The sequence below is a fragment of the Saliphagus sp. GCM10025334 genome, assembly GCF_042663485.1.
Lineage (GTDB): Archaea > Halobacteriota > Halobacteria > Halobacteriales > Natrialbaceae > Natronosalvus.
Genome location: NZ_JBHTAF010000001.1, coordinates 1,506,691 through 1,530,110 on the forward strand (window position 1 = coordinate 1,506,691; position 23,420 = coordinate 1,530,110).

Annotated in this window: 24 protein-coding genes and 2 tRNA genes; 16 read left to right on the forward strand and 10 right to left on the reverse strand. The window is 63.8% G+C overall.

Annotation, left to right across the window (positions count from 1 at the left end):
• The first annotated feature begins 93 nt into the window (after window positions 1–93).
• From ACFQO4_RS07050 to ACFQO4_RS07070, 5 genes are all read left to right on the forward strand, one after another.
• The gene (locus ACFQO4_RS07050; protein WP_500260477.1) at window positions 94–582 is read left to right on the forward strand and encodes a DUF5802 family protein; all 489 of its coding nucleotides are present in this window, start codon (window positions 94–96) and stop codon (window positions 580–582) included.
• A 28-nt stretch (window positions 583–610) separates the two neighbouring features.
• A complete protein-coding gene (locus ACFQO4_RS07055) occupies window positions 611–1,588 on the forward strand; it encodes a Vms1/Ankzf1 family peptidyl-tRNA hydrolase (RefSeq protein ID WP_500260213.1) in 978 nt (325 codons plus the stop codon).
• A 264-nt stretch (window positions 1,589–1,852) separates the two neighbouring features.
• Window positions 1,853–2,869: an N-acetyltransferase DgcN family protein gene (locus ACFQO4_RS07060; protein ID WP_500260214.1), complete on the forward strand. Its 1,017-nt coding sequence runs from the start codon at window positions 1,853–1,855 to the stop codon at window positions 2,867–2,869.
• Window positions 2,866–3,906 carry a dipeptide epimerase gene (locus ACFQO4_RS07065; RefSeq protein ID WP_500260215.1) on the forward strand — a complete coding sequence of 347 codons (1,041 nt, stop codon included), beginning with the start codon at window positions 2,866–2,868 and terminating at the stop codon, window positions 3,904–3,906. The genes ACFQO4_RS07060 and ACFQO4_RS07065 overlap by 4 nt, the downstream gene beginning before the upstream one ends.
• A 166-nt stretch (window positions 3,907–4,072) precedes the next feature.
• Window positions 4,073–4,489: a hypothetical protein gene (locus ACFQO4_RS07070; RefSeq protein ID WP_500260216.1), complete on the forward strand. Its 417-nt coding sequence runs from the start codon at window positions 4,073–4,075 to the stop codon at window positions 4,487–4,489.
• 5 nt (window positions 4,490–4,494) lie between these two features.
• Here the strand turns inward: ACFQO4_RS07070 and ACFQO4_RS07075 are convergent, their stop codons facing one another.
• Entirely contained in the window at window positions 4,495–5,541 is a 1,047-nt protein-coding gene (locus ACFQO4_RS07075) for a DUF7972 family membrane protein (protein WP_500260217.1), read from the reverse strand.
• Between the two features lie 204 nt (window positions 5,542–5,745).
• On the opposite strand from ACFQO4_RS07075, the gene ACFQO4_RS07080 reads away from it, so the two are divergent.
• Window positions 5,746–6,402, forward strand: coding sequence for an FxLYD domain-containing protein (locus ACFQO4_RS07080; RefSeq protein WP_500260218.1), 657 nt, complete (start codon window positions 5,746–5,748; stop codon window positions 6,400–6,402).
• 278 nt (window positions 6,403–6,680) lie between these two features.
• Here ACFQO4_RS07080 and ACFQO4_RS07085 read toward each other — a convergent pair whose 3' ends face one another.
• On the reverse strand, window positions 6,681–7,514 hold the full coding sequence (locus tag ACFQO4_RS07085; protein WP_500260219.1) for a PspA/IM30 family protein: 834 nt from the start codon (window positions 7,512–7,514) through the stop codon (window positions 6,681–6,683).
• A 147-nt stretch (window positions 7,515–7,661) separates the two neighbouring features.
• Here ACFQO4_RS07085 and ACFQO4_RS07090 point away from each other — a divergent pair, with 147 nt between their 5' ends.
• From ACFQO4_RS07090 to ACFQO4_RS07100, 3 genes are all read left to right on the forward strand, one after another.
• Window positions 7,662–8,039, forward strand: a complete 378-nt coding sequence (locus ACFQO4_RS07090) for a dihydroneopterin aldolase family protein (protein ID WP_500260220.1) — start codon at window positions 7,662–7,664, stop codon at window positions 8,037–8,039.
• Window positions 8,040–8,187: 148 nt separating this feature from the next.
• A complete protein-coding gene (locus tag ACFQO4_RS07095) occupies window positions 8,188–8,718 on the forward strand; it encodes a hypothetical protein (RefSeq protein ID WP_500260221.1) in 531 nt (176 codons plus the stop codon).
• A 266-nt stretch (window positions 8,719–8,984) separates the two neighbouring features.
• On the forward strand, window positions 8,985–9,443 hold the full coding sequence (locus tag ACFQO4_RS07100) for a DUF5790 family protein (RefSeq protein ID WP_500260222.1): 459 nt from the start codon (window positions 8,985–8,987) through the stop codon (window positions 9,441–9,443).
• Between the two features lie 56 nt (window positions 9,444–9,499).
• Here the strand turns inward: ACFQO4_RS07100 and ACFQO4_RS07105 are convergent, their stop codons facing one another.
• Complete coding sequence (locus ACFQO4_RS07105) at window positions 9,500–10,237, reverse strand: creatininase family protein (protein ID WP_500260223.1); 738 nt, start codon at window positions 10,235–10,237, stop codon at window positions 9,500–9,502.
• 125 nt (window positions 10,238–10,362) lie between these two features.
• On the opposite strand from ACFQO4_RS07105, the gene ACFQO4_RS07110 reads away from it, so the two are divergent.
• Window positions 10,363–10,707: a DUF5789 family protein gene (locus ACFQO4_RS07110; RefSeq protein ID WP_500260224.1), complete on the forward strand. Its 345-nt coding sequence runs from the start codon at window positions 10,363–10,365 to the stop codon at window positions 10,705–10,707.
• 3 nt (window positions 10,708–10,710) lie between these two features.
• Here the strand turns inward: ACFQO4_RS07110 and ACFQO4_RS07115 are convergent, their stop codons facing one another.
• Both ACFQO4_RS07115 and ACFQO4_RS07120 read right to left on the reverse strand, forming a co-directional pair.
• The gene (locus tag ACFQO4_RS07115) at window positions 10,711–12,639 is read right to left on the reverse strand and encodes an ABC transporter ATP-binding protein (protein WP_500260225.1); all 1,929 of its coding nucleotides are present in this window, start codon (window positions 12,637–12,639) and stop codon (window positions 10,711–10,713) included.
• A gap of 162 nt (window positions 12,640–12,801) precedes the next feature.
• The gene (locus ACFQO4_RS07120; protein WP_500260226.1) at window positions 12,802–13,302 is read right to left on the reverse strand and encodes a DUF192 domain-containing protein; all 501 of its coding nucleotides are present in this window, start codon (window positions 13,300–13,302) and stop codon (window positions 12,802–12,804) included.
• 63 nt (window positions 13,303–13,365) lie between these two features.
• On the opposite strand from ACFQO4_RS07120, the gene ACFQO4_RS07125 reads away from it, so the two are divergent.
• Window positions 13,366–13,439 (forward strand) — tRNA-Val (locus ACFQO4_RS07125).
• A gap of 454 nt (window positions 13,440–13,893) precedes the next feature.
• Here ACFQO4_RS07125 and ACFQO4_RS07130 read toward each other — a convergent pair.
• Complete coding sequence (locus ACFQO4_RS07130; protein WP_500260227.1) at window positions 13,894–14,331, reverse strand: DUF7344 domain-containing protein; 438 nt, start codon at window positions 14,329–14,331, stop codon at window positions 13,894–13,896.
• Window positions 14,332–14,780: 449 nt separating this feature from the next.
• Window positions 14,781–15,638: a DUF502 domain-containing protein gene (locus tag ACFQO4_RS07135; RefSeq protein ID WP_500260228.1), complete on the reverse strand. Its 858-nt coding sequence runs from the start codon at window positions 15,636–15,638 to the stop codon at window positions 14,781–14,783.
• A gap of 124 nt (window positions 15,639–15,762) precedes the next feature.
• On the opposite strand from ACFQO4_RS07135, the gene ACFQO4_RS07140 reads away from it, so the two are divergent.
• The 3 genes from ACFQO4_RS07140 (at window position 15,763) to ACFQO4_RS07150 (ending at window position 18,230) form a co-directional block, all read left to right on the forward strand.
• A tRNA-Phe gene (locus tag ACFQO4_RS07140) sits at window positions 15,763–15,836 on the forward strand.
• Window positions 15,837–16,118: 282 nt separating this feature from the next.
• Window positions 16,119–16,979 (forward strand): aldo/keto reductase, encoded by an 861-nt coding sequence (locus ACFQO4_RS07145; RefSeq protein ID WP_500260229.1) that lies wholly within the window; start codon window positions 16,119–16,121, stop codon window positions 16,977–16,979.
• A gap of 345 nt (window positions 16,980–17,324) precedes the next feature.
• Window positions 17,325–18,230 carry a hypothetical protein gene (locus tag ACFQO4_RS07150; protein WP_500260230.1) on the forward strand — a complete coding sequence of 302 codons (906 nt, stop codon included), beginning with the start codon at window positions 17,325–17,327 and terminating at the stop codon, window positions 18,228–18,230.
• A 345-nt stretch (window positions 18,231–18,575) separates the two neighbouring features.
• Here ACFQO4_RS07150 and ACFQO4_RS07155 read toward each other — a convergent pair whose 3' ends face one another.
• Complete coding sequence (locus tag ACFQO4_RS07155; protein ID WP_500260231.1) at window positions 18,576–19,028, reverse strand: RDD family protein; 453 nt, start codon at window positions 19,026–19,028, stop codon at window positions 18,576–18,578.
• A gap of 334 nt (window positions 19,029–19,362) precedes the next feature.
• On the opposite strand from ACFQO4_RS07155, the gene ACFQO4_RS07160 reads away from it, so the two are divergent.
• Together ACFQO4_RS07160 and ACFQO4_RS07165 are read left to right on the forward strand one after the other, a co-directional pair.
• On the forward strand, window positions 19,363–19,944 hold the full coding sequence (locus tag ACFQO4_RS07160; RefSeq protein WP_500260232.1) for an OB-like fold-containing membrane protein: 582 nt from the start codon (window positions 19,363–19,365) through the stop codon (window positions 19,942–19,944).
• Window positions 19,937–20,455, forward strand: a complete 519-nt coding sequence (locus ACFQO4_RS07165; protein ID WP_500260233.1) for a metal-dependent hydrolase — start codon at window positions 19,937–19,939, stop codon at window positions 20,453–20,455. The genes ACFQO4_RS07160 and ACFQO4_RS07165 overlap by 8 nt, the downstream gene beginning before the upstream one ends.
• Window positions 20,456–20,557: 102 nt before the next feature.
• Here ACFQO4_RS07165 and ACFQO4_RS07170 read toward each other — a convergent pair whose 3' ends face one another.
• On the reverse strand, window positions 20,558–21,883 hold the full coding sequence (locus ACFQO4_RS07170) for a PQQ-dependent sugar dehydrogenase (RefSeq protein WP_500260234.1): 1,326 nt from the start codon (window positions 21,881–21,883) through the stop codon (window positions 20,558–20,560).
• A 145-nt stretch (window positions 21,884–22,028) separates the two neighbouring features.
• Entirely contained in the window at window positions 22,029–23,348 is a 1,320-nt protein-coding gene (locus ACFQO4_RS07175; protein WP_500260235.1) for a DUF2238 domain-containing protein, read from the reverse strand.
• Window positions 23,349–23,420 lie beyond the last annotated feature (72 nt).

The following is a 23,420-nucleotide window of genomic DNA, read 5'->3' on the forward strand; positions in this document are numbered from 1 at the left end:
CGGCGTCGGGCCATTCGAAAGGACGCTGAAAGCGCTCATTGATAAGGTATTCGCACAATAGTTATACGACACCGTGCCATGGTATCAGGTAGCATGTTCGAAATCTTCTCTCGAAGCTACTACCTCGGCCGACTCTACGTGACGCCCGCGAACGGCGACCAGGCCATTATGGAACGAACGCAACACGAACGGATCAACGAGGCCGTCTACACGACCGGCGAGGGAGTCGAACCGCTCGACGCCCCGCTCGTGATGAAACTCGAGTCGGGCCACTTTGCCGTCCACGGCGACGATTCAGTCCCGACGAACACCCTCGCCGTTCCCGAATCGATGCTCGAGGGATCCCAGATTCGAAACCCGCCGAGTCTCCGGGAGGTGTTCCTGGCGCGACGCGACCGGGCCGAGCAGTTGCTCGGACTCGGCCTGGGCGGCTACCAGGATAGCTACCCGTCGATGGGCGAGGGCGTCGATGGCGCCGACAGCACCGACGGAACCGACGGCACCGATGGGTCCGATACTGGACGCGGACCAGGTCCGAGTTCGGGTCCGGGGCACGGGTCGGGACCAGGAACCGGGACCTAAAAGTAACCCCCGTTCGCCTATCCGGTCGATGATCGACGAGTTGCTCGGGCGGGCGACGCTCAAGAACCGCATCGCCGACCTCGAGGAGGAGAACGAGCGACTGCGTCGTCGGTACGAGGCCGAGTCCGATCGCCGGTCGGATGCCGCCACGGCACGGCAGACGGCCGAACGCGAACAGAACCAGCTCGAGGATCGGATCGCCCAACTCGAGGGCGAACTCGAGCGGCTTCGGGCCGACCAGACGGACGCGGACGGCGGCGACGGAATCGACCCACGACGACGAGATCGCATCCGCGGCGCGGAATTGTCGTCGATCCTCGAACGCCTCGAGTCGTTTCGAACGGGGCCAGAGGGGGCGCTGACGGCGGTGGTGCCGACAAACGACGGGCTCGATTCCGCACCCGATGTCCTGACGGAGGTGCTCGGCGAGCGGGTCGCGCTGCTCGAAACGCTCGATCCCGCCGTCGTGTGCGTCGACGACGCCGAACTGGTCGCGGTTGCCTTCTCGCCGCCCGTCGATCCCCGGAACGCCGAGCTCGACGCGGGGCGCTCGAGCGACGGCGCCGTCGCTGGTCCACACCTCGAGTGGGACGACCGATTCCGATTCGAACGCTCGTGGTTTCTCCCGCACGGACGGTTCACGCTCGCACTCGTCCGCGCGGATCTGTTCGCCCTCGGCGTCTACGACGGCGACGACCGCCTCGACTATCGCGGGTTCGAGAGCGACGTCAAGGGAAGCCACTCGAAGGGTGGCTTCTCGCAGGGACGCTTCGAGCGCATCCGCGACGGCCAGATCGCCGACCACCTCGAGCGCTGTCGGGAGGCGATCGCCGACCGACCGGACGGTCCACTGTACCTCGTCGGCCAGGACGAGGTCGTCTCGCGGCTGGTCGAACACGGACTCGAACCGACGGCGACGGCCACCGTCGACGCAACGGGGAAGCCGAAGGCGGCGCTCGAGGATGCATTTCGGTCGTTCTTCACGACGGAATTGGTCATCCTATAACTATCATTAGTATAGTCTTGCTCGAGCAGGTGAAAAACGAAATTATCGGGCGGGTAGAACGGTTTCGAGACGCAAAATCGGTAGCGAACTCGAGATCGTGCCTCCGTCCGAATCGAGCGGACGCGTGTCTGGGTCACCTCAGGCGGGCGCACATTCGAGTCACCTCAAGCGCGCGTCCAGACCGTCATCGAGCACTCGCGTACCGACGCTGGCCGGGTCGCCGGTGACGACAGAATAAGGTTCCCCCTCACCGTCTACTCCCGCATGCGCGTCGCTATCCTCGCTCACGAAAAGTTTCCCGACCACGCCAAGACGGCCCTCGGCGTGCTCCGCTACGCGGACTACGACGTCGTCGGCGTCCTCGACCGCGAGACGGCCGGCGGCCGCGTCGCCGACTTCGTCCCGGACGTCCAGGACGCTCCCATCGTCTCGAGCATGGCTGACCTCGAGGCCGAGGGCGTCGACGCCTTGCTCATCGGCATCGCGCCGGTCGGCGGCGGGTTCGACCCCAGCTGGCGCGAGGACGTGCGGACGGCCCTCGAGTACGGCTGCGATCTCATCTCGGGGCTGCACTACTTCCTCGAGGACGACGAGGAGTTCGCCACGCTCGCCGACGAGTACGACGCCGACGTCTGGGACGTACGAAAGCCTCACGACGAACTAACGGTCGCCGAAGGCGTCGCCGACGAGGTCGACGCGGAGGTAATCTTGACCGTCGGCACCGACTGCTCGGTCGGCAAGATGACGGCGACGATGGAACTCGCCCGCGACGCTCGCGATGCGGGCCACGACGCCGGGGTAATTCCAACCGGCCAGACGGGGATTATGATCGAGGGGTGGGGCAACCCCGTCGACCGGGTCGTCAGCGACTTCACGGCCGGATCGGTCGAAGAGATGATCCTCGAGAAGGGCGACGACCACGACTACCTGTTCGTCGAAGGACAGGGGAGCATCATCCATCCCGCCTACTCCGCCGTGACCTGTGGCATCCTCCACGGCGCGATGGCCGACAAACTGGTCCTCTGTCACGCGGCCGAACGGGAGATGCTCGCGTACGACTACGGCGTGACGGTCCCCTCCATGCAAACCTACGTCGATCTCTACGAGAGCCTCGCCGAGCCGGTTCATCCGACCTCGGTCGTCGCCGGCGCGCTCAACACCTACGGCCTCGAGGCCGACGCAGCCCGCGAGGCCGTCGACGCCTTCGAGGCCGACCTGGGGAAACCCGCCACGGACGTCATCCGGTACGGGACCGACGGCCTGCTGGAGGTGCTGCTGTGAGCCTCGAGACCGGGTTCGAGCGGGTGACGATGCCGCTCGAGTTCCCGTTCACGATCGCCCGCGGGACGCAGACGACTGCGGAGAACGTAATCGTCCGGATCGAGGACGAGGACGGAACCGTCGGTATCGGCGGGGCGGCGCCCTCGTCGCACTACGGCGAGACGGCGGCGACGGTCGAGGCGGTCCTGCCAGACCTGCTGGCGGTCGTCGAGGACGTCGGCGACCCCCACCAACTCGAGCGAATCGAACGCCGGATGCGCGAGACGATCGAACGCAATCCCGCCGCCCGGTGTGCCGTCAGCATCGCTCTCCACGACCTCGTGACGAAGCGTCTCGACGTCCCGCTCTATCGCTACTGGGGGCTCGATCCGACCGAGACGGTCGAGAGTTCCTACACCATCGGCATCGACGACACCGAACGGATGCGCGAGAAGACCGAGACAGCCCTGGATCGCGGCTTCGGGACGCTGAAGGTCAAACTCGGCACCGACCGCGACCTCGAGATCGTCGAGACGATTCGCGACGTCGCCCCCGACGTGCGCCTCTACGTCGACGCGAACGAAGCCTGGACGCCCCGCGAGGCGGTCTCGCGGATTGAAGCGCTGGCGGATTACGACCTCGAGTTCGTCGAACAGCCCGTCTCGGCGACGAACCTAGAGGGGCTTCGGTACGTCTACGAGCGAGCGGCGCTGCCGATCGCCGCCGACGAATCCTGTCTCACCGCGGCCGACGTGCCGCAGATCGCCGAGCGATGTGACGTGGCCAACCTGAAACTGATGAAGTGCGGGAGCCTTCGCGAGGCGCGCCGGATCGTACACGCCGCCCGCGCACACGGCCTCCAGGTGATGTGCGGCTGCATGACCGAGTCCAACGCCTCCATCGCCGCGGCGTGTCACCTCGCGCCGCTACTCGACTACGCCGACCTCGATGGGTCGCTCTTGCTCGCGGACGACCCCTACGACGGCGTGTCGATGCCCGGCGGTCGCATCGACCTCGAGGGTCTCGAGCGGTCTGGTATCGGCGTCGTTCGGCCCTGAAGTCCGGTGCCGGGTCGTCCGTCCCTGAGATTCGGTACGAGTATCGTCCGTTCCCGGAGTCCGCTACCGGCGACATTCTCGAATGCGATCGAGGCAAACCGACAAATCACGTTGTGTGTCAACAATCCACAAACTATTTATGCCAGCAGGTAGAAACAACGAGACCATGGCATCCGAGCGGCCTCGCACCGAAACACGAGTCGTCGAGCAGTGGAATCGGGTATTCGAGGCGCTTTCGGCGGAATCGAGGCGTCGGCTCGTGGCGTCGCTGCTCGAGGCCGGACCGACCGAATCCGTGCCCCTTCCGGAGGCCGCCCAGTGTCACGGGGATGTAGACGACCAGCGCGCCGTCACGATCCGGCTCCACCACCGGGACTTGCCGTTACTCGCCGACGGGAACTACGTCGACTGGAGTCGCGAGCCGTTCTGTGCGAGCCGCGGCAACAACTTCGACGAACTCGCGGCCGTAATCGAAGCGATCGAGACGGCTGCTCCCACCTTCCCCGAGCAGCTCGTCGGGGACGGAGGCGAAGACAGGGACGGTGACCGACTCAAATACGAACGCGCTCCAGTCGACCGATAACGCCCTCACCTGGAGTCCGGGTCGGATGCACGCCGATCCGACATCGATCCCGACTCGGACTCGAGAACCAGCGGTCCGATAGAGACCGTCCGCCGCGTGATCGTCGCCGTCCGTAGAATGTACGCCGTGAGCAGCGCGAGCGGGACGAAGACCACGGCGAGTAGGGCGCTCACTACCCACGGAAGCGCCGGCAACGCGATGACCGCCCCCGTCCGACCGGCGTACAGAAACCCGATTAGCAACGCCGACGTGATTGCCGGAACCCCGGTCAGGATCGTGAGCTGGGAGAAGCGAGTCAGCTCCCGCTGGAGGTACGTCGTTTTGATGTGTTCGCGGGCGACCGTGAACAACTCGAGATCCGCGACGATCCGGTCGAGAGCCTCCCGGGCCGGTCGCGAGAGGGCTCCCTCGTGATATTGTCCGAGTCGCTTGGCGGTGTAGAGGTGCCTCGAAACGTCGTACTTTACGGCGACCGACACCGCATCGAACGTTTCGGTACTCGATTCCGAGAGGATCGTCTGGGCGCGATCCGTCCTCGATTCGACGGTGCGGACGTACCGCCGAACGTCCTCCCGGGCGTCGCCCTCGAGGGTGTCCGCCTCATCCTCGAGGGTGGTCGCTCCCTCGTGGATGGACGCGAACAGTTCCTCGAGAACGCGAGCCGGCGACGCCGGGGCGACCGGGTCGCCGATCGTCTCTGCGACCTCGGATCTGAAGGATTCGACGCCCTCGAGTCTATCCTCCGCCGCTCCGGCGGACGTGAACTCCTGTGAGAGGATGAGCTGGTTGATCGAGACGACGAGCGTGACCAGCGAGAACGTTCCGGCGACCATCCCGCTCGCCAGCCGAGTTATCGAGTTGGCGTTGGCGAACGAGATGACGCCGAGCCAGTCCAGTCCCAGAAAGAACAGGAACGCACCGACCGAAATCCACGCGGCGATGAACAGCCGATCGCCGTCGACGAGCACCCATCGCTGGAAGCGGGCGAGAACGGTTGGTCGTCGTCTCGAGGCCGATGCCTCGTCGGCTGTGCTCGTCTCGTCACCGACCATAGTCGGCGTTCACCGGCCACGAGCAAAAGCGTCGTCGTTGCAAACGGATGTCGTGATCGATCGACGCCCGCAAACGCGGTTCCAGAGACTGACGCCACCCATTCAGGACCCACTCTGAGACGACCAGCGGGGCCGCCACTCCCTGGCACCCGTTCAGGTGCATGCCACAGACTAAACCCGGTTGGCATAGACGTGAAACGTGCGATGGCGACTAGCGACCAGGACGGAGAGCGAACGAACTCGACGTCGGCGAGGAGCACGTATAGCACGGACAGCACAGGCGACGAGCGATCGCACCGCCAGCATCCGGACTGGCAGGACCCACCGACCAACCGAAACGAGCGCCCCGGACCCTCGACGTCACGACGCGGGGCCCTCGCTGCCGTCGGATCGGTCGCCGGACTGGCGATCGCCGGCTGCCTCGGAACGGGAACGACTCCGTCCTACGGTGGGACAGACGACGAGCAGGGAGCGGAGACGGAGCGTGTCCCCGTCGACGTCGACGGCGAGGGGCGAACGGCCGAGGAGATGACCGCCGCCGCGGCGCTCGCCGACGACGGCCCCGCCGACGGCGTCTCGCCACTCGACGCGATCACCCTCGTCGATCACGAGTTCGTCCTGGAAGACGATTACCAGGGCTCGACCGTCCAGGGAACCCTCGAGAACGCGGGTAACGATCGGCTGGCACTCGTCGAGATCCGCGTCCGGGTCTACGACGACGCCGACAACCTGCTCGGCACCTACTTCAAGCACACGAGCGACCTCGATGCCGGCGATACGTGGGCGTTTACCGCGTACGTCCTCGCGTCGCCGGCCGACATCGCGGCGTACGACATTGCCGCACTCGGGACGCCCACCTGACGAGGGGAGCGGCCGTACGGTCTGTCGCCCGCCGCTTCACTTTCGGCACGTTCCAGACTGCCCCGGCTGAGAATGCTTCCTCGCTCGCCGCGAAAGCGTCTATCTACATCCCCCGCTCGAGGGTTGTGACCCTCGGTCGAGGCGAACGCGGCGACTATGTAGCAATACCGGCGCCCGGTCTCTCGACCCCGAAACCGCAGTTGTATCCGGGCGGACTCGAAGCAACTCGATCGGAGCCAGTCACCGCGACCGGACGACTCGAGGAACGGCGCTCGCGATCAGTTTTCCTCTTCTTCTTTGAGTTCGGCCAGTTCGGATTCGACCTCGGCGTCGCTCACGTCGGCGTCGGCCTCGGGTTCGGTTTCGACTTCCGCCTCGAGGTCCTCTGTGTCAGCCTCGGACTCAGTCGCCCCCTCGCCGCCCATCTCGGCCTTGAGCGTCTCGAGTTCGGCGTCGACGCCGCTGTCGGTCGACAGGGACTCGAGTTCGCGGTCGATGCTGTCCTTGTCCGAGAGGACGTCCTCGAACGCGCCCGACTCGTGGAGTTCGTCCATCGCGGCGGCACGAGCCTCCATGTCCTCGGTCTTCTCCTCGGCGCGCTCGATCGCCCGGCCGACGTCCTCGAACTCCTCTCCCGTGGCGGTCATCGCCTCCGAGACCGTGGAACTCGCCTCGGCGGCCTCGTACCGGGCCTTCATCGTCTCCTTCTTCGTGCGGAACTCCTCGATGCGACCCTGGAGCTCGTCTTTCTGCTCGATCAGCCGATCCTGCTGGTTCTGCAGGTCCGAGATCTGGCGCTCGAGCTCCTCGATCTGGTTCATCTTGGCCTTCTTCTTCTCGAGGGCCTTCCGGGCGAGGTCTTCCCGTCCCTGCTGGACCGCCGTTCGGGCCTGCCCGTTGTGCTTCTCGACGTTCTCCTCGAGGCGGCGTTTCTGCATCTCGAGGCGCTTTTTCTGCGTCGTCAGGTCGGCGATGCCGCGTTTGACCTGCTGGAGCTGGTCGCGCATCTGCTCGTAGGAGTAATCGAGCGTCTGCGTCGGATCCTCCGAGCGGTCGAGGATCGCGTTGAGCTTCGACCGGATGATGTACGACGTCCGAGAGAGGATACCCATACGTACTACGTGTCGCTCCCGACTCTTAAAAACTTCACATCAACTACTCTTCGTGCGAGCCCGAGAGCAGACGGCCGTTCGCGCGATTCGCTCGTCGTCGTCACCGCGGACCGCAACGACCACAGGCCCCGATGCGAAAGTGAACGTATGCCTACCGACGACGCCGACGACTCGAGCGCCGCTCCAACGGACGCCCAGCAGGCCTGCTTCGAGGCCGGCATCAAGTTCGGCTCGCTCTACCACCAGTTCGCCGGCACGCCCATCAGCCTCGAGAGCGCCGACAGCCTCGCGCGAGCGATGGAGGAAGCGATCGAGAACCAGCCCCACTGCACCGACGTGACCGTCGACGTGCAGAGGGACGCCCTCGAGGCCGCGCTCGAGGAGGGAGCCGCCGAGTACACGGAACTCACGGGTCAGTTCCTCGAGGTCGAGATCGACGTCACCTACGAGGACGTCGAGGTCGTCACGAGAATGGCGATGGAGAACGGCTACCCGCTAATGCGCCTCGAGTCGGTGCGTCGGTGAGTCTCGAGTCGATGAACCGATAACGCGTCCGATCGCTATAGACCCGTTAAATCCCGTGAACGGTCCCAAATGGAGGAGAACAGTCACGAACCCCGCGGACGATGGTCGGCGTTTTTTACCCCCTCCGTGGTCGCCATCGACTACAGCCATGTACTCAGACGAATCCGGTCGTTCGACGCTCGACCCGCGAATGGTGCAGCGAGTGACGAAGTTGGGACTCGCGTCGGCCGCGGTACTCGTCGTGCTGTGGGTGGCGACGCAATTGCCAGGTGCGGGCTGGCTCGTCCCCGGGACTCCCCTCACCGTCGCCGCCCTCCTGAGCGCCGTCGCGACGCTCACCGTCGTCGGCCTCCTCCTGTTGCTCGCCCCGGCGCTGGCCGACCTCGTGAAGACGGGACTGCGGGACGCTCCCGAGGTCGCCGAGCGCATCGCGTCCGTGACCCGGGTCGCGACCGTCCTCGCAGCCGTCCTCGTCGCCCATCGAGGACTGGCCGCGGCGATCACGCCGCTGCTGGGCGGGTTCGAGTGGCTGTACGACGTGGTATTCCTCCTCCTAGCGCTGCCGCTGCTCGTCGCCCTCGCGGTCGTCCTCTACGGTTCGCTCGAGCCGACGGCCGACCTCTTCGCGACGAAGCTGGTTGGTTCGCGCGACGGGCGGTCGGGTCTCGAGTCGTCGTAACGTCTCGAGCCGATTCCCATTGCCAGAACGGCCGACCGCAGAGCCATACCGACCAATTGCACGAGCCACCCCGGCCAACCGCACGAGCGACCACGGCTGATCGCACAAATCACCCCGGTCAACCGCACGGACCATCCCCGGCATCGACACCGGTGTCAACCGTTTCGAAACCGGGACGCCATTTTCCCTCGAGAGCCCTCGTTCACCGCATGTTCACTTTCACTTTCGGGCTATCTTTTAACCCCGGTGCCCGTGAAGTGGGCGCCATGAGTCAAGCCTCACTGGACGACGACGAACTGTTCGGGGAAGCCGCCTCCGAGATGCGCTCGGACGTCGAATCCTCCCTCGGGGACGCCTGGGACGCCCTCCCAGACGCCGACGACATCTGGGAGACCGACGCAGAGAACGTCCTCGGCGTGCTCAACGGCCTCAAGTCCGCCCTCGACGTCGGCGACGCCGAGGACCACCTCCGCGACGCCAAGAAGTGGTACACGATGGGCGAACGCGCCGACGCCTTCGAGGACGCCGACGACCTCGAGGAAGAGATCGCCGACCTGGAGGAGGCCCTCGAGAACATCACCGATGCAGGCGAGCAGGTCGGCGAACTCACGGCGACGATTCCGGCGCTTCGGGGAACGCTCGAGGATGCGGGGAGCGAGGAGGCTGACGACGAAGACGAAGACGAGGACGAGGACGAAGCAGAAGCGGAAGAAGACGACGAATAACCCGACACCAGCCCACGTCCGAAACCCGAACCTCGAAACTCGACAGCCACCACCGACTAGCGTCGCTCGGGACCCGAGACGTCCCGCTCCGCAACCGCCTCGAGCAACCGCTCGAGAGCCGCTGCGGCTAACTCGAGCAGTTCCGCGCCCAGTTTCTCGTCGCCCGCTGTCGGATCACCGACGACCCCGTTTTCGGAGAACTCCGCCGAATCGACCGCCAGGTTCGCGTAACTGACCCACTCGCCCCAGCGCTCGGCGGCGCCCGCCTTCGCGTCCTCGAGTCGGTCCTCTCGAACGAGGCCGGGGCGACACCGGCGCAGGAGCGCCGTCTCCAGGGGCCCGCCGTGGCCCATCTCGCTCGCGTGCTCGCCCACGGCCTCGAACCAGGTGAACGGGACCGCGTACGCGTCGTCGTGGCGGGTGATCGTCGCGGCGACCTCCCGCAGGGCGTCGACGTTCCCGCCGTGGCCGTTCACGATCACGACGCGGTCAAACCCGTGGTGGGAGAGGCTGGCGACGGACTCGCGAACGTACGCCCGGAAGGTGTCCGGTGAGACCCACATCGTCCCGGGAAAGTGACGGTGCTCCTCCGCAACGCCGACCGGGACCGCCGGCGCGCGAATCACCTCGCGGTCGATTCGCCCGAGGGCGGCGTCCGCGACGGCCTCGGCGGTGAAGACGTCCGTCCCGAGCGGCGCGTGGGGGCCGTGCTGTTCGGTGCTTCCGACCGGGAGGACGACGAGGTTGGTCTCGCAGTCGGCGACGTCGGTCCAGGTGGCCTCCTCGAGGTGCATGGTCGCCACGAGGAGCGGTCGGGCCTTGTAGCCACCGCAACGCCCGCTCCAGAGATTTCGCTGGCCCAGTGGAGCACGCGATGGCAGGGAAAACTGGTTTCCCGCACGGTGATGGACAGGCACCCATGAGCGAAGATTCCCGCGAACTCGGCATCGAACTGGGGGCGCTCCAGGACGAACTGAAAGACCACGACTACCCCGTTTCACAGGACGAACTGCTCGAGAATCACGGCGACGTCGAACTCGAGATGGGCGAGGAGACCGCGACGCTCGAGGAACTCATCGGGCCGCTGAACGAGGACGGGTACCAGTCCTACGAGGAGGTCGAACAGGCCGTCATGAACATGGTCGGCGACGAGGCCATCGGACGGAAAAATTACAGCGACCGGACGCCGCCGGCACCCGGCGAAGAGCGACAGAAGGACAATCCCTCGGGCGAGGACGTCCAGTCCGAAGACGAATCCTTCTAACGCTCAATCGCCGCCCCGACGCGCCTGCGTCCGCGCCGTTCGCTTCTGGGCACGTTCGATGAACTCCTGGGGAAGTTCGTCGATCTCGCCCGCCTGCACACCCCAGAGGTGGGCGTACAGTCCGTCGTTTTCGATCAACTCGCCGTGAGTGCCACGCTCGACGATCTCGCCGCCCTCGAGGACGACGATCTGGTCGGCGTCCTTGATCGTCGAGAGGCGGTGAGCGATGGCGAACGTCGTCCGCTCTTCCGTGAGGTGGTCGATCGACCGCTGGATGAGCATCTCGGTCTCGGTGTCGACGTCGCTCGTCGCCTCGTCCAGGATGAGGATCTCCGGGTCCTTGAGGATCGCTCGCGCGATACACAGCCGCTGGCGCTGGCCGCCGGAGAGTTTGACGCCGCGCTCGCCGACCATCGTGTCGTAGCCGTCGGGCAGGTTCTGGATGAAGTCGTGTGCCTCGGCGGCTTTGGCGGCCTCGACGATCTCCTCCTCGCTGGCGTCGAAGGTCCCGTAGGTGACGTTCTCCTTGACAGTCCCGTAGAAGAGGTACGACTGCTGACCGACGTAGCCCATCGACTGGCGCAGACTCGGAAGGGAGACCTCACGGATATCCTGGTCGTCGATCCGGATGGCTCCGTCGTCGACGTCGTGGAGGCGCAACAGGAGCTTGAGGACGGTCGACTTCCCGGCACCAGTTGGACCGACGAGAGCGATCGTCTCGCCGCCAGGGACGTCGAAGGAGATGTCGTCGACGATGACCTCCTCCTCGTCGTAGCTGAACGTCACGTCGTCGTACTCGACGCGACCCTCGTTGATCTCGAGGTCGGGAGCGTCGACGTCGGTCTCGATGCGTCCCTGTTCGTCCATCAGGCCGAAGATGCGTTCGGCGGACGCCTCCGCTCGCTGGTACATGTTGATGATCTGTCCGAATTGCGCCATCGGCCAGACGAGTTGCTGGGTGAGCAGGATGAACGTCGCGAACTCCCCGACACCCAGCTCGCCGGAGAAGGGGCCCGGCGCGCCATTGAACACCCAATATCCGCCGACGAGGAACGTCAGGACGAACCCGATTCCCGAGATGATCTGGAGACCGGGGAAGAACTTGATCCGGATGGTAATCGCCCCCCAGTTCGTGTCGTAGTACTTCCGAGAGACGTCCTCGACGCGCCCCGACTCGTAGTTCTCGGTGTTGTCGGCCTTGATGACCTGAATGCCGCCGAGATTGTTCTCGAGACGGGAGTTGACCTCTCCGACGCTCGAGCGCACCGCAGCGTACTTCGGCTGGATCTTCTTGACGAAGATGTAGGTGAAGACCGCGATCAGGGGCACAGGGGCCATCGAGACGAGGGCCAGTTGTGGATTGATCGTCAGCAGCACCGCAGCGATCCCGAGGACCATAACCCCGAGTCGGAACGCCGAGTTGAGTCCGTCGTTGAGAAATCGCTCGAGCTGGTTGACGTCGTTCGAGAGAATCGACATCATCTCCCCGGTCTGCTTATCGGCGAAGAACTCCATATCGAGGCGCTGCATCTTGTCGTAGGTGTCCGTCCGCACGTCGTGCTGGATGTCCTGTGCGAACGCGTTGAACCCCCAGTTGCGAAGCCAGTGAAACGCCGCGCCGATCGTAAACGAGAGCGCGATGATGACGACCGTCAGGGTGAACTGATCGGCCTGCTCGGTCGGCAACCACTCGCTCGGAACGAAACGTAGGTCGAAGGGGCGGTCCTGCAGAAATATCGCGTCGATCGCCAGTCCGAGTAAAATCGGCGGAATCAAATCGAGCAACCGGGCGAAAACGCTCGCGGTAATCCCGGACGTAACTGAGAACCAGTACGGCCGGCCATACTCGAACACCAGGCGTTGCATGGGATTCTCGATATTCTCCCGTTGTTCCTCGAACGGGTCGTCTTCATCCCAGTCAGCACTACTCATTGCACTGGCTGAGTGGACGGTCAGCAATAAACGTTGCCTACGAATCGAAATATATCCAGATCGCAACCCGTTAGCTCCGGAACGTGTTGCCGGAAGTCACCGTTCGCACTCGCGACAATCGTTCGATACCGCCGATTTTCCGTCGTCGAAAACGCGGGCGCGTCAGTCCTCGAGATCGATTTCGACCTCGTCACCGACCTCGAGATTCGACTCGTTGGCCGTTCCTCGTGGAACCTCGAGGACCCACTTCGCCTCGCCGGAGTACCGGAGGTCCTCGCCGTCCTCGCCGGACTCTGGCGCCCGCGCGTGGTGGATTTGGGTAATCTCGCGGTCGGCCCCGATGAAGATGATGTCGATGTCGAAGTCCATCTCGCGCATGACGAAGGTGCGGTCGTCCTCGTCGCTGTAGACGAACAGCATTCCCGTGCCGTTCTCGAGGGAGTCGTGGTCGCTGAGACCGGTGTAGCGCTGTTCGTAGGTGTCGGCCACCTCGACGTCGACGGCGAGTTTAGTGATCCCGTCCCCGTCCACGACGCGCACGTCGCCGCTATCGTGTGTCCACGGCGCGGGGAGAATCGAGAGCTGGACGAGCCCGTAGCCGACCGCGAGCACGACGACCACGACGACGAGCGCAGACCAGACGCGCCTGTAGGACTGTCGCATCCAGGCTCGTCTTCGACTCGAGAAAGTAAAGGTTATTCGCACGGGCCCGCTCTGGTCGGATACGGGCTCGTGGTCTAGCTGGTTATGACGCGGCCTTTACAAGGCCGAGGTCGGTGGTTCGAACCCGCCCGAGCCCACTACTCCTGCTGCGAACAATCCGTGAGCAGCAGGATTGTAACGGGAGGGCGGTTCGAACGAGAGAAGTCGCAGCGCTCGAGCGAAGCAAGAGCGACCGTCTTCGCGTTGTTCGAACCCTCCCGAGCCCATATGCCCTTGAGAAGGTAAGTTCGCAACCACAGGAATCCGTCCCGAGCGGCGGTACAAACGACACGAAAAATACCGTGAGGACGCACACCTCGAGCAACGGCAAAAGCCAACATGTGAACGATCTCCGTTACCGTCCAGGAGTCGCTCGAGTAGAGGATGGACGTCAAGACCACGCACGAGAAAGGCGACGAACGGACCGAAGCGACTCGAGTTCGATCGATTCGTCTCCAAGTCCAGGAGAATCACCGAAGCGACGCGAGAAATAACTTCCCACTACAGAACTCCTCTCGAGACGACGATCTGGATGCCGAAACCCCACAACAGTCAGGACTTGAGCCGCTGACGAAGCGACCCGAGCAACCCGTCGCCGCGTTCGACCTCGAGCGCGTCGTGGAGCCGCGAGTTCTCGGGTTCGTCCTTGATCACCACCCTGAGATACGGCTCGAGTTGTTCGAAATTCTCGGCAAGAATGACCGTGTGATTGTCGTCGTCGTGGTCGACCACGCCAGCGTCGGCAAGTTTCGGAACGTGGCACTGAACCGAAGAGACGTACACGCTCTTGTACTCGTTCTTCGCGACGTCGTCGGGATGCACGTCGTGCTCCCAGCCAGCGACTTCTTCGGCCAGTTTCGATAACTCGATGGGCTCCGTGCGGCCGCGAAGCGCGTAGAGGAGGTATCGACGACGGCGGTTGGCGAGCAACTCGAGAATCACGTCCGCTGTGAGTTGCTCGTCTGCCTCACTCGAGGGAAGCGCTTCCATAGCTTATCATAGGCGAGCGGCGCTGAAAAGGGTGTCTTGAATATCCGAAATTCCAACATACGCCGGCGTAATGGTCGACTATCGGAATCGATGAGTCTACCGACACTCGAGGGATCGAACGATCGAGCGGTGGGGTGACGAAATTGGCCGGTTCGCCCATCAGCGATCCGGTCGCTACACGAGCGACCGGAGTAACCGCAGCGGAAACGTGATAACTGCGATGACGAGGCTAATCGCTTCCCGGACGAACGACCGAAGGGTGCCAAGCATTGCAATTGCGCGTACCACGGCCCTCGACCTACGAACGAGGGTTGTGTGTGCAAGGTGTTCAGGTCCCTCCGGCGTCCTCACGTCGTCGATTCTCAGGGGGGCGAACGTCGACGATCCATTGCCATTGTCGTCGAATACGGGGATGACCACCAGCGCAGTGGCACCGATTTTGCCGTCAGTTACCGCGATTCGTCGTCGTCGGCGACGGAGTCGGCGTCGGCGTCGGCGGTAATCGCATCTTGGAGCCGATCGATGTCCGTGACCTTCTCGAGGTCGCCCATGGTGACCGGGGTCGGGTCGCTGGCGGATTCGCCGCTGGCGACGCCGCTCGTGAGGATGCTCCGGACGCCCTCCTCGATCGTCATGTCGACGTCCATGACGCGGCTTCGCGGGACGTGCGTCAGGAAGCCACCAGTTACTGGATTCGGCGCGAGCGGGATGAACAGCGTGACCATCTCGTCGTGGCCGGTTACGTCCGCAATCGTCTCCGGCGAGGTGCTCGTCTCGAAACCGATCACGTAGATGTCGTCGTCGAAACACTGGACGAGTTTGATCTCCTGGAAGTTCTCCGCCTCGTTGTCGAGCATGACGTCACCCATGCGACGGAAGCTCTTGTAGACGGTTCCGAACCCGGGAATAGCGGCGATTGCGAGGTCGACTATCTCGATGGCCCGCTCGCCGTAGCGGTGGCGACCGATCGAGCCGACGACGACGACGATCCCCAGCAAGAGCGCGAGGGTAATGAGTTCCGTGAGAAAGCCGATAATGTAGGGGTAGAGCCCCATCTGGACGAGCGCACCGACGAGTTCCGTGCGTCGGAACCAGTCGATGATCCCGAACCACTGCAGGAGTTCGATGAACGGCACTAACGCGTTGGTAATGAACTCGAGGACGATCTGCAGAACGTAAAGGGTGATGACGAGCGGAACGATGATCGCGATACCGGTCATCAACACGTCGAGCGTTCCTTCGTAGAGGGACTTGCCCGCTTCTCTGGGAGAGGCCGGTGCCCCATCGGGCGAGTCTGGAATCGCCATTGCGTTTCGAAAGGATACCTCGGTGAAAGATGTTGTCGTTCGTAACGGCTATCCAACTCTCCTCCCCCGTCGCTCGAGCGGCATTCGAAATCCTTTTTTATATCATCGCCGGAGGTAGGAGTGAGCCGCCTTAGCTCAGACTGGGAGAGCACTCGACTGAAGATCGAGCTGTCCCCGGTTCAAATCCGGGAGGCGGCACTTTTGCGACGCACAAGACGGCGAGCGTAGCGAGCCGTCCGTACGGAGCAAAAGTGTGACCGACTGGATTTGAACCCTGGAAGTCGCAGCGCTCGATCGAAGCGAGAGTGACCGTCTTCCTTCGGTTCAAATCCGGGAGGTAATATGGCTTTTTCACTCGTAGCAGAAGCGATTCTCGCTCGAGTAGCCCCCGAGGTCGGCAGTTCATGACACAATCCCGGCACCGAGAACACGGCAAATGACCGCCCAACGGTTATCCCACCGTAGACCAGAGACGTCGACGTGAGTAGTGACTCGACCGCAAACGAGAGCGATACGTTCGAGATCGGCGACACGACCGTCCACCGCCTCGGGTTCGGAGCGATGCGTCTCTGCGGCGACGACATCATTGGCACGCCGGCGGACGAGGAGGCCGCCTGCGAGATCGTCCGGCGCGCCGTCGACTGCGGCGTCGACTTCGTCGACACGGCGGACTCCTACGGTCCAGGCGTCAGCGAGCGACTCGTCGGTGAGGTACTCGGCGACCGCGACGACGTACTAGTCGCGACCAAAGCAGGGTTACTCCGCAACCGCGAGGGTGACTGGATCGCCCACGGTGATCCGGATTACATTCGCAACCAGGTCCTCACGTCGCTCGATCGGCTCGGGACCGACGCCATCGACCTCTACCAGTTCCACCGACCGGACGACGACACGCCGTTCGAAGACTCCGTGGCGGCCTTCGCCGAACTCAAAGACGAGGGGCTCGTTCGCGAGGTCGGCCTCAGTAACGTCTCCACGGAACAGCTCGACCAGGCCCGCGAACAGATCGAGGTCGCCACCGTCCAGAACCGGTACAACGTGAACGACCGCTCGTCGGCGGACGTCCTCGAGGTCTGTGCCGAGAACGACATCGGGTTCATCCCGTGGGCACCGATCGACGGCGACGACCTCGAGGCCCACCGCGACCTCCTCGATGAAATCGCGACCGAGCACGACGCCACACGGCGCCAGGTCGCGCTGGCGTGGTTGCTCGAGCGAGCCGACGTCGTCCTGCCGATTCCCGGCACGTCGGACCCGGATCACGTCGAGTCGAACGTCGCGGCCTCGCGGCTCTCGCTCGCGGACGACGACGTACGGCGGCTGACCGAGGCGGCCGACTAGGCGTCTCGACGAGTGCTGGCGGGGAGCCTGTCGACGAGCGTCCTCGTCTCTCGAAACGGAGAGACGGAGAGACGGACAGTTTCGTGAATGAATCGTTTCGTGAGAGGCAATCGTTAAAAACGGCACGGAGAGTGTCTCTCTGTGGCGAATTTGGCCAGTTGATAGATCGTCAAACGAGTGGGAATTCGTGAAATTATAGAAGTGAAACAGTACGCGAATTGCTTAATCGTCCGATAGTAAACACTCGAGTCCCAGAATCCGTAGACACCTCCCCGCAAGGGGATGGGGACGAAGCGTGTCGACGGATACAAAATCGAAGACGATTCCACACCTTCACCACTAACCATGTCTGACGAACCCAAGCAACGTCGAACGGTCCTGAAAGCACTCGCAGCATCGGGAACGATCGCTGCCATTGGCGGCGTAACGAACGCACAGATCGACGGCGACGACGAGAACGAGACCGACGAAGACTACGACGAGGACGGCGAGACGATCGAAGACGGCGAAGAGGTCGACGAAGAGGAAAGCGATAGCGATAGCGACGATACTGGCGACGGTGACGACGGAGACGAAGAAACGACTGACGACACGACGACTGGCGGCGCGACGCTGTCCGTCGACTCCTCGAAGCCGGGTGCGACGACGACGTACACGTTCCGCGTGACGGTCGGCGACGATACCGACGGGGATTCCCTGAACGACCTGGTCTGTGACCTGGAAGGAACCGACATCGGGTTGTTCAACGTCGACGACGCGAAGGTAGACGTCACACACAACGGCGACAGCGTCGTCGACGATCTGGACGAGATCGCCGCCGACGACAGCAAGACGATCGCGCTCAACTTCGGCGGCAGCTACTCGCTCGAGGCGGGCGACCGGATCTGCGTCACGGTCGAGTGCGTCGTGAATCCCGACGAGGAGGGGACCTACGAGGCGTCTGTCATCGTGAACAGCCAGAGTGCGGCCGAGACGTACTCGGTGTCGGTTACGATCGGCGACGAGTGTCCTGACGGCGACGAGGGAGATTCCGGTGGCGACAGCGACGACAGCGACGACGATGACAGCGACGACAGCGACGACAGCGACGACAGCGACGATAGCGACGACGATGACAGCGACGACAGCGACGACAGCGACGACGCCAACGAAGACTACGACGAAGACGGCGAGACGATCGAAGACGGCGAGGAAGTAGACGAGGACGACGATGACGATGACGACGACGGCGACGACAACGATAGCGACTAATCCAGCACGACTCGAGCGGACGGAAATCGGACGGTAACCGATCGTCGATAATCGAGGACCGCGCGCCGTCGCCGCTACCGATGACGGAGGGACGAATCCGAAACCGTCCGAAATCGAGCGGTGGTTGGCGCTGCTCACCCGCATTTCGACGGACGTGCGGGCTCGAGCCAAACGCCATCCACGGTTCGAGAGACCTCGTGGCCTCCCAGCGCTCGGGAGCCCTCGTCCGTCAGGGCGTGGAGGAGGCAACTCCGTTTCGCGTCGAGAAGAAACGATCACCGAGAGGGTTCTCGACACTTGGTGTAGGTGACGACGTTCGACGTGCGTTCACGCCGGTACTCGCGGTCAGTCGGCCCCGACGACGACCGTCTTGGCTGCGAGATCGCCGATACGCTGGTGATCGCCCGTTGCGTACGCCGAAATCACGCCGACGACGTAAAACGCTGGAAGGACGTCGATAATTCGCAGAAGATTTCGGAGTACTGCCGCCGTCCACGTGCACCGCGAACCGTCTTTTCTGACGACGACGATACCCCGAGCGCGCTTGCCGACCGTCTGTCCAAAGTACCCTTCGAACGAGGTTTGATAGAGCACCAGTCCGACCGGGGCGCCAAACTGCAAGGAGACTAGAAGGCCGCCGAAGCCGCCGAACGGCCCGTCGAAGAATACCGTTCCGGCAACGTAGCCGAGGATTCCGAAGATTACCGCCACCAGAATTCCATCGATGAGAAGCGCTTCGAACCGTCTGTCTAACACACCAACTCGTTCGCCCATATCGGGCGCTGGATATCGATCCATGACATGCCGATCTCATGTGTGTAATTTAAATATTATGATAGTGTTCAATTTCAAGAAGCTGGATAGGCTGGTGCTGAGTGTGCTCGACCAGCGTCACTCGAATCCGAGGACGATGCCGCACCCGATCTCACACCCGTGCGGTATACGGTTTACGCCGGTAGCTTCTGAGTGCACTAATCGATCCGTATCCTCGACGAGGTCACGCCGTTTCTACCGTTTGCCTTTCGTCTCGGTCCACCGTCGTCTCTCACATTGAATCGGGTCGAAAGCGTCGAGAGTGGCAAGAGTGGCGAGGGAAGAAAACACGTATCGACGCTCGAGCGAAACGGGTACCATGGCAGAGCTACACGGCCAGCTCGGTCGCGTTCTCGCCGGGCTCGTTCTCCTCGCCCTCCTGGTCGGCTGTTTGCTCGTAGCGGGTTCGATGTCCGACGAACTCCTGGAAAGCGAGCATCCAAACCAGATGGACGTGCGGCAAGACCGGGCAGCCTACGTCGGCGAGCAGGTCGTCATCGGCGGCTTCGTCGTCGAAACCGACCCCGTCGTCGTCGCGACGCTCGCCAGCGGTCACGGTCGCTTCACGCTCGTGGACGTCGACGACCGGATGATAGACGGCGACGAACCGCTCGAGGTGAACGACCGCGTGAACGCGTTCGGACGCCTCGAGGACGAATCGACCCTCGTGGTCGAACGGGCGGTGACGCGCGAATCCGCCGATGCCGGCTACCTGTACGGCGTTTCGATGGTGGGCGGACTCTGGATCGTCGGCCGACTCGTTCAGCAGTGGCGTTTCGACCCGACGACGGTCGCGTTCGTACCGCGAAGAAGTGCGTCCGACAGCCGTCCGTCCGATGGCCGCTCGTCAGACGTCCATCACGCCCACAACACTGGGGATGACGGTGATCACCGTGGCTGATCTGCTCACGCACCTCCTGGTCGGGTACAGCATCGGAACGCTCCTCTCGTTTCGATACGAGCCACTCCGTCCGGCACACGTCTCGCTCGTCATGGTCGGCGCCGCGAGTCCGGATCTGAACCGAATCGAACTGGTCGTTTCGGACGGGTTCGTCGCGGGCGTGCTCGGTCTCCCCTTTTCGTGGGAGCCGTTGCACACCCTCGTCGGATCCGTGCTCGTGACCGGCCTTCTCGTCGGGCTAGTGACGCCGGAGCAGCGCAAACGGGTCCTCGCGCTGGTGGCCGTCGGCGTCGTCTCCCACCACGTGCTCGACCTTCTGTTGATCACCCCGACGGGCCAGTCCTACGCCGTCTTCTGGCCGATCCTCGAGTACCGGGTTCCGTCCGGGGATCTCTATCGGAGTACCGACCGGTGGCCGATGCTCGCGTCCGGGTCGTGTGCGGCGCTCCTGTGGGCGATTCGTCGGCGTCGCGACACTGCGGCCTCGGAGTCGGAGACGCTACCCGACTGAGATGTCAGTGCACACGCGATTCGAGACGTGGTTGACCGCCGTGAGAGGGTTCAGACGAAGGCTCGAGACGAAGCGAGCCGAGAAAACTGGCGGGGAGCCGGATCACGCGGCCGGGACGATCTGAAAGAGTCCACCGCCTTCGGATCCCGTTCCCAGTACGTAGACCTCGCCATCCTCGTCGCGGCCGAACGAGAGCGCTCGCGTGAGTTTCTCCGCGTCGGCGAGCTCGAGGGCGGCGGTCCGCCACAGTCCGTCGGCGTCGGCGTCGACATCAGTGTCGACGTCGTCGGGAGGGGCGGCGACGAACAACCGCCCCTCGGGGATGAAATCGCCGAAGACGTAGCGCCCATCCAGTTCCGACAGCGTGGACCCGCGGTAGACGTAGCCGCCGACGACCGAGACGCCGCTGATCGGGTCGCCTTCGTGCGGGTACTCGACGATGGGGTCACGAAGCGGTTCGCCGCCCCGGACGTGATCGGGCGTTCGGTCCGGACAGTCGTCTGCTTTGTAGCAGTGGGTCCCCTCTTTGACGTTCCAGCCGTAGTTGCCTCCCTTCTCGACGAGGTTCACCTCCTCGAACCGGTTCTGGCCGACGTCCGCGACGTAGAGGTCCTCCCCGTCGAACGACAGGCGCCAGGGGTTCCGGAACCCCCACGCGTAGTGCTCGTCGAGTCCATCTCGTCCGACGAGCGGGTTGTCTTCCGGGACGACGTAACCCTGATCGTCTGTCCGGGTATCGACGTCGAGACGCAGAACGCTCCCCAGCAGGTTCTCAGTCACGTCCTGTCCGTTCCCGCCGCCTGGACCGTCGTACCAGACCCCCTCGGGGGATTCGCCGCTGTCACCGACCGAGACGTAGAGGTACCCGTCGGGGCCGAACGCGAGGTCGCCGCCGTTGTGAAGGTCTCGCGGCTGCGGAATCTCGAGGATCGACCGTTCTGAGTCACGTCGTGCTCGCGCCCCGTCCTCGGCCACTTCGAACGCGGCCAGGACGAACGTGTGACTGTAGTTCTCGGGCATCCCCTCTCGGAGCGGCGCGCTGTACCGGACGAACAGCCGACGATCGGCCGGGAAGTCCGGGTGTAGCGCAATCCCGAGCAACCCTTTCTCTCCCTCGGTCTCGACCGTGTCACGAAGGTCGAGAACGGGGTCGTCCTGCACGCCGTTCGGCCCGTGAAACAGAACGCGGCCGTCGCGCTCGGCAACGTACCGCTGGTCGGTGTCGGGGACGAACGCGACGGCGAGAGGCGCGTCCAGTCCGCCTATCGTCGTCTCGAGACTGACCGCTTCCGGTAACTGATCGGTCGGGTCGAGTGTCTCGCTCAATTCGGACGGTTCGGTGGCAGACGGTGACGCACATCCGGCGATCCCGGTCGCACAGAGGGCCGCGCCTGCGAGGAATTCGCGTCTGGCAGTGAGAAAACTCATAGGACGTTCGTACGGTTTCGAGGGGGAAATACGCCTATTCGGGGGACGATGAACTAGACACTTACCTGACTGTTAGGAAATACGACGGGTTCGGCTTCGATTAATGGGGCAGAGCGAGACAACCGGGCCGTTCCGGTCGGTCCGATCAGCGTTCCGATTCCTGGCCCGCGTCCCCTGGCTCGAGGCGGTCGGCGAGCCGATACGAGACGTCGGTGAGGTACACCCATCCCCAGGCGGCGACGAGGACGGCGCCGACGAGGTCGTAGAACAGGTCCCCGACCGTGTCGGTGATCCCGTGCTGGGCGAGCACCATCGTGTACCCCGACCACCGACCGATCAGCCCGAGAGCGAACTCCATGAGCTCCCAGACGACGCCGAACGCGAGGACGAAGATGAGGATGAAGACGAACAGCATCCGGTTGGGCAGGTAGACCGAGTCCGTGTGGAGGTCGATCGCTCGAACGACGGCGTAACCCGCGCCGGCGACGATAGACGCCGAGAGGGCGTGTGTCAGGCTGTCCCACTGCCCGAGAAGCCCGTAGAGCCCCGCCGATCCGAGTGCGTGGAGCAAGACCGCTCCCGTGATCCAGACCACGAGTTCCGGCTCGAGCGGCGTGCGGTAGTTTCGCTCGAGGATCGCCGGAAGGGTGGTGATCGCGAGCGCGATACTCGCGTTGGCGATGGTCGTCACGTCGCGCGCGAAGAGACCGTAGAGGAGAACGGCGACCAGGGCCGCCTGGAGGAGCCAGGCCACGCTCCTGACCGTTCGTTCGGGAACGTCGAATTGCCCTCGAATCAGCGACGGCGTGCTGTCGGATTCCTCGTCGCGACCGGGGCTCGAGCGGTCGTCAGGCGCTTCGGAAGATTCCTCGTCGCCCGACAGCGGCGACGCCTGCACCGGGTATCGTTTGAAGAGGACGCCGGCGAGCAATCCGGCGACCGCGGCGTAGACGAAGTCCATCATCATCGCGTGGTTGGCCGCGTCCTCGGAGCGTCCGGTGAGAATGTACGACGTCTCGAGCATAACGTCGGAGAGCCAGAGCACGACGTTCCAGGTCGCGGCGACCGCGAGCGTCGTGAGGACGACCAGTGCAATCGCGAACGTGTGAGTCATCCGAACGGCCGTGAATCGGTCGATTTCGGCGACGGCCACGAGCGCGACGGCGGCGACAGCGACGTACGTGGCGATCGACGTCAGAAACGTCTCCTCGAGAACCGTGGCGTCGACGACGGGAATCGCGACGAGCACCAGCAGTTCCCAGGACGGCATCGCGAACGGGTTCCGGCGCGCCGCGGCGGGCAGGAGGACGATCACGATTGCGAGTCCCGTGAAGACGAACCACCGGTACGACGACTCGAGGACGTGAACGGTGGCGAGCACGGTGAGGAGGCCGACGACGAGCCAGCCGATCGCTGCGTTTCGACGAGAGGCCTCGGAGGGGTCGCCGGATCGATTCTCCTGCATAGCACTCCGTACGTGACCGACCGACAAAACGTCGCATCCGGAATAGTATGCGTGGTCGTCTGGCGACTCGGT

What these genes read in the sequence shown, in the direction of transcription:
- ACFQO4_RS07170 (WP_500260234.1), bottom strand. Translation starts at nt 21,883, where the DNA reads ATGAGTTTTCTCACTGCCAGACGCGAATTCCTCGCAGGCGCGGCCCTC.
- ACFQO4_RS07155 (WP_500260231.1), bottom strand. Translation starts at nt 19,028, where the DNA reads ATGGATCGATATCCAGCGCCCGATATGGGCGAACGAGTTGGTGTGTTA.
- ACFQO4_RS07130 (WP_500260227.1), bottom strand. Translation starts at nt 14,331, where the DNA reads ATGGAAGCGCTTCCCTCGAGTGAGGCAGACGAGCAACTCACAGCGGAC.
- ACFQO4_RS07120 (WP_500260226.1), bottom strand. Translation starts at nt 13,302, where the DNA reads ATGCGACAGTCCTACAGGCGCGTCTGGTCTGCGCTCGTCGTCGTGGTC.
- ACFQO4_RS07160 (WP_500260232.1), top strand. Translation starts at nt 19,363, where the DNA reads ATGGCAGAGCTACACGGCCAGCTCGGTCGCGTTCTCGCCGGGCTCGTT.
- ACFQO4_RS07095 (WP_500260221.1), top strand. Translation starts at nt 8,188, where the DNA reads ATGTACTCAGACGAATCCGGTCGTTCGACGCTCGACCCGCGAATGGTG.
- ACFQO4_RS07110 (WP_500260224.1), top strand. Translation starts at nt 10,363, where the DNA reads ATGAGCGAAGATTCCCGCGAACTCGGCATCGAACTGGGGGCGCTCCAG.
- ACFQO4_RS07175 (WP_500260235.1), bottom strand. Translation starts at nt 23,348, where the DNA reads ATGCAGGAGAATCGATCCGGCGACCCCTCCGAGGCCTCTCGTCGAAAC.
- ACFQO4_RS07060 (WP_500260214.1), top strand. Translation starts at nt 1,853, where the DNA reads ATGCGCGTCGCTATCCTCGCTCACGAAAAGTTTCCCGACCACGCCAAG.
- ACFQO4_RS07135 (WP_500260228.1), bottom strand. Translation starts at nt 15,638, where the DNA reads ATGGCGATTCCAGACTCGCCCGATGGGGCACCGGCCTCTCCCAGAGAA.
- ACFQO4_RS07150 (WP_500260230.1), top strand. Translation starts at nt 17,325, where the DNA reads ATGTCTGACGAACCCAAGCAACGTCGAACGGTCCTGAAAGCACTCGCA.
- ACFQO4_RS07070 (WP_500260216.1), top strand. Translation starts at nt 4,073, where the DNA reads ATGGCATCCGAGCGGCCTCGCACCGAAACACGAGTCGTCGAGCAGTGG.
- ACFQO4_RS07100 (WP_500260222.1), top strand. Translation starts at nt 8,985, where the DNA reads ATGAGTCAAGCCTCACTGGACGACGACGAACTGTTCGGGGAAGCCGCC.
- ACFQO4_RS07075 (WP_500260217.1), bottom strand. Translation starts at nt 5,541, where the DNA reads ATGGTCGGTGACGAGACGAGCACAGCCGACGAGGCATCGGCCTCGAGA.
- ACFQO4_RS07085 (WP_500260219.1), bottom strand. Translation starts at nt 7,514, where the DNA reads ATGGGTATCCTCTCTCGGACGTCGTACATCATCCGGTCGAAGCTCAAC.
- ACFQO4_RS07115 (WP_500260225.1), bottom strand. Translation starts at nt 12,639, where the DNA reads ATGAGTAGTGCTGACTGGGATGAAGACGACCCGTTCGAGGAACAACGG.
- ACFQO4_RS07080 (WP_500260218.1), top strand. Translation starts at nt 5,746, where the DNA reads ATGGCGACTAGCGACCAGGACGGAGAGCGAACGAACTCGACGTCGGCG.
- ACFQO4_RS07055 (WP_500260213.1), top strand. Translation starts at nt 611, where the DNA reads ATGATCGACGAGTTGCTCGGGCGGGCGACGCTCAAGAACCGCATCGCC.
- ACFQO4_RS07090 (WP_500260220.1), top strand. Translation starts at nt 7,662, where the DNA reads ATGCCTACCGACGACGCCGACGACTCGAGCGCCGCTCCAACGGACGCC.
- ACFQO4_RS07105 (WP_500260223.1), bottom strand. Translation starts at nt 10,237, where the DNA reads ATGCACCTCGAGGAGGCCACCTGGACCGACGTCGCCGACTGCGAGACC.
- ACFQO4_RS07050 (WP_500260477.1), top strand. Translation starts at nt 94, where the DNA reads ATGTTCGAAATCTTCTCTCGAAGCTACTACCTCGGCCGACTCTACGTG.